At 60.0% G+C, this 6,053-nt stretch carries 8 protein-coding genes; 3 read left to right on the top strand and 5 right to left on the bottom strand.

Features of this window, described 5'->3' with window-relative positions:
- Positions 1-27: 27 nt before the first annotated feature.
- The gene (locus C0Z18_RS31110; RefSeq protein ID WP_102649296.1) at positions 28-654 is read right to left on the bottom strand and encodes a gluconokinase; all 627 of its coding nucleotides are present in this window, start codon (positions 652-654) and stop codon (positions 28-30) included.
- Positions 655-803: 149 nt separating this feature from the next.
- On the opposite strand from C0Z18_RS31110, the gene gntR reads away from it, so the two are divergent.
- On the top strand, positions 804-1,832 hold the full coding sequence (gene gntR, locus C0Z18_RS31115; protein WP_102649297.1) for an HTH-type transcriptional regulator GntR: 1,029 nt from the start codon (positions 804-806) through the stop codon (positions 1,830-1,832).
- A gap of 90 nt (positions 1,833-1,922) precedes the next feature.
- Here gntR and C0Z18_RS31120 read toward each other — a convergent pair whose 3' ends face one another.
- A complete protein-coding gene (locus C0Z18_RS31120) occupies positions 1,923-2,345 on the bottom strand; it encodes a GyrI-like domain-containing protein (protein ID WP_102649298.1) in 423 nt (140 codons plus the stop codon).
- A 273-nt stretch (positions 2,346-2,618) separates the two neighbouring features.
- Here C0Z18_RS31120 and C0Z18_RS31125 point away from each other — a divergent pair, with 273 nt between their 5' ends.
- Both C0Z18_RS31125 and C0Z18_RS33085 read left to right on the top strand, forming a co-directional pair.
- Positions 2,619-4,769 carry an EAL domain-containing protein gene (locus tag C0Z18_RS31125; protein WP_158244339.1) on the top strand — a complete coding sequence of 717 codons (2,151 nt, stop codon included), beginning with the start codon at positions 2,619-2,621 and terminating at the stop codon, positions 4,767-4,769.
- Positions 4,770-4,922: 153 nt separating this feature from the next.
- Positions 4,923-5,063, top strand: coding sequence for a hypothetical protein (locus C0Z18_RS33085; protein ID WP_158244340.1), 141 nt, complete (start codon positions 4,923-4,925; stop codon positions 5,061-5,063).
- Positions 5,064-5,066: 3 nt separating this feature from the next.
- On the opposite strand, the gene C0Z18_RS32855 is transcribed toward C0Z18_RS33085, so the two are convergent.
- From C0Z18_RS32855 to C0Z18_RS33090, 3 genes are all read right to left on the bottom strand, one after another.
- Positions 5,067-5,435 carry a hypothetical protein gene (locus C0Z18_RS32855; RefSeq protein WP_146014143.1) on the bottom strand — a complete coding sequence of 123 codons (369 nt, stop codon included), beginning with the start codon at positions 5,433-5,435 and terminating at the stop codon, positions 5,067-5,069.
- Positions 5,436-5,503: 68 nt separating this feature from the next.
- Positions 5,504-5,806: an RHS repeat-associated core domain-containing protein gene (locus C0Z18_RS31135; protein ID WP_102649301.1), complete on the bottom strand. Its 303-nt coding sequence runs from the start codon at positions 5,804-5,806 to the stop codon at positions 5,504-5,506.
- A gap of 15 nt (positions 5,807-5,821) precedes the next feature.
- On the bottom strand, positions 5,822-6,053 hold a 232-nt coding region (locus C0Z18_RS33090), incomplete at its 5' end, for a hypothetical protein (protein ID WP_158244341.1).

Genomic DNA, 6,053 nt, shown 5'->3' on the forward strand with positions numbered 1-6,053 from the left:
CGCCCCTTTGGCGTGCCCGCGTTTGATCTATCGCCGGACCGGCGGCGCAGCGGCTACGGCCAACCGATTGCCCGTGTTCGACCGCCCCGAACCGATGCAGACAGCGCTATCTTTCGAAATCGAACCGTATCCTTGCGCCAATGCGGCATGCCGGTGCCAGTCGAGCGCCTCATCGACGATCGCATCGAGCGGACGCGTCGCATCGACGGTCAGCGTCAGGCTTTCATTTACGGGCGCTTCCAAATCGGCGAACTGGCTGGCAACCAGCGAATCCGGCATGAAATGGCCAGTGCGCGTCCCTACCCGTTTCGCCGCTTCTTCCGGCGGCAGATCGAGAAAGACGAAACCGGCAGCCGGGCTGCCGAGCCGCAACCGTTCGCGATAGCGGCGCTTGAGCGCGGAGCACGCGAGCACCACGCGCTCGCCGCGTTCGCACGCCTGCTTCAGCTCGGCCGCGAGGCGGTCGAGCCAACCCCAGCGGTCGGCGTCCGCGAGCCCTATGCCGCGTCGCATCTTTTCGACGTTGGCGGCCGGATGAAACGCGTCGCCTTCGATGAAGCGCCCGCCGAGACGAGTCGCCACGGCATGCGCGACGCTAGATTTGCCGCAGCCCGCGACGCCCATGACGACGATAGCCGATACAGTCTGGTCCATCGATTCGAGTTCCTTGCATTGAGATAGCGCTATCTCTTCCTATCGAAAGAAAGGCGGTATCGAACCGCCTCTCGCTCTGATCCGTCCCCGTTCGCATACAATATCGAACGTTTGTACGACGGTTGAGACAGCGCTATCCTAGTTGAATCATGACGCCCCCGACACCCAGGAAAACCCGCGGCACCGGCCGCCCGACTCTCGAGGAAGTGGCTCGCCGCGCCGGCGTGAGCACGATTACCGCCTCGCGTGCCCTGCGCGGCCTGAGCTCGGTCGGCGCGGAGTACGTCGACCGGGTGCAAGAGGCCGCGCGGGAACTGAACTATGTCGCCAATGCGGCCGCCCGCGCGCTTGCGCGCGCGCAGAGCGATACCGTGGCCGTACTCGTCCCGTCGCTAACGAACAACGTGTTTACGGATGTCGTCGAGGCGATTCATACCGTGCTGCGGCCGCATGGAATCGAAATCCTGATCGGCAACTCGCACTACTTGCGCGACGAGGAAGAGGCCCTCGTGCGTCATTACCTCGCTTCGCCTCCGATGGGGATGATCGTGACGGGCTTCGACCGCAGCGAAGCCGCGCGCCGTCTTATCGACGCGAGCGGCGTGCCGTGCGTCTATATGATGGAGCTGACCCGCGCGGAAAACGTCTATTGCGTCGGGTTTTCTCAGCAGGACGCGGGCGAAGCGGTCGCGCGGCATCTGCTCGCGCGCGGTTGCCGCCGCAACGCATTCATCGCCGCGCAGTTGGACCCGCGGATGCTGCAACGAGGCGAAGGTTTTCGCCGCGCGTTGCAACGTGCGGGCATGCATGAACCCGAACTAGAAATTCTGACGCCCGCGCCATCGTCGATCGGACTCGGTTGCGAACTCTTTCGCCAACTCCTGACGCGCCGGCCCGAGGTGGACGGCATCTTTCTCGGCAACGACGACCTTGCGCAAGGCGCGCTGTTCGAAGCGCGCCGAATGAATATCCGCGTGCCGGAAGACGTGGCGATCGTCGGCTTCAACGATTTGGCTGGCTCCGCGGATTGCGTGCCGAGGCTCACGACGGTACGCACGCCGCGGGCGGAAATGGGCCGCACGGCCGCCGAACTCTTGCTGTCGATCATGCGGGGAGAGGCCGTCGGCGCCCCGATGATCGACCTCGGGTTTGAACTCGTGGTGCGGGAGAGCGCGTGAAGGCTGCCGGGTTGCGTGCCGCTTAGGATTTATGATTCGCAGAAGCGCCCGAGCGCGAGCATGTCGGAGCGAGCAGAGCAAGCACGCCGGTCAATTGGCCAACGACACGTGCAACTCCATATCGCGAGCCTGCTCGCCTCCCCCGCTCGGCAGCATCGGATAGATTTCGAACGCGCCCGCCGTCCCGAACGCTTCCTTGGATTGCTGGAACCACGAAAGCACACGCGGGCGCAAGCGAGCGTGCCCCTCCATGTACGCGCACCGCAACGAGAACACGACGAAACGCGAAGGCTGCGCCGCCAACTCTATCCATCCCTCGGGTAACGCATCCGAAGGCAGCGGCGCCTCTATCGCGCAAACGCATCGGATCTGATGGGCAGGCGTGTTGTCCGGGTCGTCGAAGATCACGCCGTAGAACGGTCCTTCGGATCGAATAGCCAACGAATCGAGCCGCGTGGAAAAATCGGCCCAATGCGCGAGCACTTGGCTGTAGGAGCCGACATAACGCCACATCCATGAGCGCCGGGGTTCGACCGCGCCTTCGATGTGCGCGGTCGAACCAATCTACCACGCCCCATGCTGCGCTCACCATGACGGTTTCATCAGGAAAAGCGGCCGTCGTGTCCTTGACCCAGGTCAAGGCCAATCGACATGCGCTTCGTCACACTGCCCAACATGCGAGATCCCGCGGACACGCACCGCGATCTTTCGGAACGCCACCGAAGATCCGTCTCTATTCGTTTAAAAACAGATGGCCCCGGAAAACAAATCAGCGTTGGAGACGCGATGAACGAAAGGCAAGAGCCCGAAGGCCTTGAATCGCTGGAGCCGCCCGAGCGGCAAGCGCAATCGTCATCGATCGGACACTCGCACCCCTATGGCCCCGGGGCTCGGACGCTACTGCTTGCCATTGAAGACGTACTACAACGGGCAATCCCGGAGGCGATCGATCTCTTTTACCTGCGGCTCAATAGTCTTGAAGTACCGAAGCAATTGCTCGGCACGCTATCAGGGGACGAGCATTCGCATTTGCGCATGGCGCAAAGAGACAACCTAAAGCTAATCTCGGACCCAGCGCTGACCGAGGAAGCACACCGTGCCTCGGCGCTCAAGATCGGACGCATCCATGCGATCGTCGGCTTGGATAGGCAGCATTTGGCGCGAAGCCGCGGCATCTTGCTCGGCGCGCTGTCCGATTGCGTCGACATAGCGGCCTTCGGCGAATCGCTATCGATCCTCTCGCGGCGGCTCAACCGTGATTTGGCTTGGCAGTTGGAGGCATACGAAGCGCTGCAAGAGGCTCGACAGCAAGCCGTGCTCGATGTCACCGCGCTCGCATGGTCGGCCAACAGCTATACGGATCTCATCGCGCAAATCGTTCGCATTCTCGGTTCATTGGACGAAGTCACCGCCTGCGGCATCGGCCGTCCCGATCACCACGGCATCTTGCGCTTCGAGGCAGTGTCCGACGAGCGCATGCAACGGTATCTGGAGGCAATGGAAGAATCGGACTGCTGCATTTCGATTCACATCGACAAGCGCACGGGCCAAGGTCCGGCCGGGACCGCATGGCGCAGCGGCAAACCGGAGCGCGTGCTGAACTTCCAAACCGATCCTGCGGTGGCGGCATGGCGCGAGATCGCGCGCACCGCCGGCTTTCGCTCGAGCGTCGCGATTCCTATTCGCGCCCCCGGCCACTTGCCGCTCGCGATCCTATCGTTGTATAGCGCGCTGCCCGGTGGATTCGGCGGAAGGAGCCAGCGCATATTCGTGGATCTGCTTCAGACGTTGCTTGGGTTCGCGCTAGCGCGGCTGCAAACGATCGAAGGCGAGGGCCATACCGTTCCGTTCGGCGTGCGCCAGCGGTGGGTGACGCTGCTACGTTCCGATGCGTTGCAAATGCACTATCAACCCATCGTCGACTTGGCGAGCGGGGAGGTTAAGAAAGTCGAAGTCTTGGCTCGCCTCTACGATGGCGACCAGATGCTCACACCCGGCGATTTCCTGAGCGTGCTGTCGATCGAAGACTACTTCGCGCTCTATGTGCGTGCGCTCGTGCGGGCGCTGGAGCAACGCAATGTCTGGCTCGAGGCGGGCTTCGACCTTGGCATCTCCATCAACCTGCCGCCGATGGCGCTCCACGACAATCGCTACCTTCAGGCAACCCAAGAAGCGATGAGCACATTTCGCTGCCCCTCGGGCCGGCTCATCCTCGAAGTGCTAGAAACGGAGCGCGTGCCGCAGAGCCTCGAAAGCCGCGACGAGTTCGGCAAGTTCAAGGCCATCGGCGTTTTGCTGGCGGAAGACGATCTCGGTTCGGGGCATAGCAGTCTAGCTCGTCTTCATCAATTTCCGTTCGATCTCGTCAAGATCGATCGCTCGATCGTCGGCGAGATCAATCGCGATGCGTCCGATCCGCTGCGCTTCGTCTATCAGTTGACCAGGCTCGGGCATTCGCTGGGCATGTCGGTTGTCGCCGAGGGTATCGAAGACCCCGATCTGTTGCCTGCCCTGCGCATTCTCGGCGTGGACGCAGCGCAGGGGTACGCGATTTCACGTCCGCTGCCGGCAGACGATTTTTTTGCGTGGCTGCGTAGCCGATCGGGTGTTCCCGCGAATGAGCTTCGCACGAACCGGTTCGTTCAGCTTGCTCAATTTTTGTTGTGGGAGGAAAAGCTGTCGCTCGTGATCAACGATCCGCACGGTAGGGAGCGGCTCATCGATAGCGAATCAGCGGATGTAGAGCGCTGTCCGCCCGAGGGAGAAAGCGGTGATCGGGCGCTCGTGGATGCCTTACTGGGTATTGAATGTGATGCCAGCGAAAGGTTTTTCGTCACCGCACGGCAACGCAGCTTGATACACGCTGCCCTCGAACATGGAATGCGAAGCAAGCAATATCGTTCGCTTCGCGAGCGTGCGACATCGGAAATTGGATAGCGCGCAGAGGTTGTACATACGGAATGTCGTGACCGCGCACCCGCTCGAGGCTAGCCATACGATGATGAATATTTGGTTGCGCGCGCACGGAAGGGTCTTCGCCACGTTGCGGTGTGCGGGCGTGGATGACAAACCAGAATTGGGGATTTCAACATGGGCGCCTCCGACGATCGGCTCGGTTCTGAGGTCTTTCGTCGACTGACGATGCGCCGGCCCGAGGTTGAGAGCATCTTTGTCGGTAATGACGACCTCGAGCAAGGTGCGCTGTTCGAAGCGCCAAATGATGTTCGGTGACGCCTACAAGCGGTTTTTCATGTAAAAGGAATCCACGAAGACAAGGGCGCTTTTTTCCGCTTCGTTCAGCTTGAATTTTTCCGGGCTGCAACTCAGCCTAAATTTTCTATCGATCCCCAGAATCGTGCTGTAGACCTCCACAGGGAGTGGCTCAATAGAGTCAATCGTACATGTCACTTGATCATTGTTCGAGCCGCTCAATCCAGTTCGCCTATCAAATAGATACTGCACCTGAGTAGTTACGGTTCTTGCATATATACTTATCTCATCAACTTGAGTTACCAAACAAATCAAACTCGCCCCATTTGGACTTTCAGCATGGAAGACGTCCCCAACAACCAGATTCCGAAGCACTGCTTCGCGAGCAATCATTGTTTGCCTCCCGAAAATAAAAACGATTTTAAAATTGCCACTTTATCTGCAGCTAATTCGATTTTAATTCAAAGCAACTTGGCCGCACAATCCAGGCAGACATTACGACCACTATCGCAATATATTGCGGTCATGCCGTAACTGCCACCGCTTTGACACCCACCGCCGCTAAAGCCTTCGCACCGCAGATCGCCCGCCGCCTGGCCGGAAGAGTCGGACAGCACAATCGGATTTTGCCACGCATAGGCGTAGGCGTTAACGCCGCCAAGTAACCCGACCGGGTCGCGTTGCACGTATCGACCAGCAGTGGGATCATAATCGCTGCCCCCGGAAACCGAAAGTTGCTGAGCGACAGCATCGTCCGGCGTCACCGCCCATAATGATGATCAAATGAACCCGGCGCGCCTCCACCGTTTCCCCAGTATGACTTTCATATCCGCCCATTGATCGTCGAGAAAATCGACAGCCTCGGCGCACCCTTGCGACTTGGCTAGCAGGCTGTTGAAGTATCGCCGTCGTGGCGCAGCGGTGGCTTTCCACAGCGCTGCCGTGCCGATTCGGGTCATGTCGTTTTGATGCTGGATTTCTTTAATTCTGACCGATTCGATGTCATTTGCT

The organism is Trinickia dabaoshanensis (assembly GCF_002879885.1).
GTDB lineage: Bacteria > Pseudomonadota > Gammaproteobacteria > Burkholderiales > Burkholderiaceae > Trinickia > Trinickia dabaoshanensis.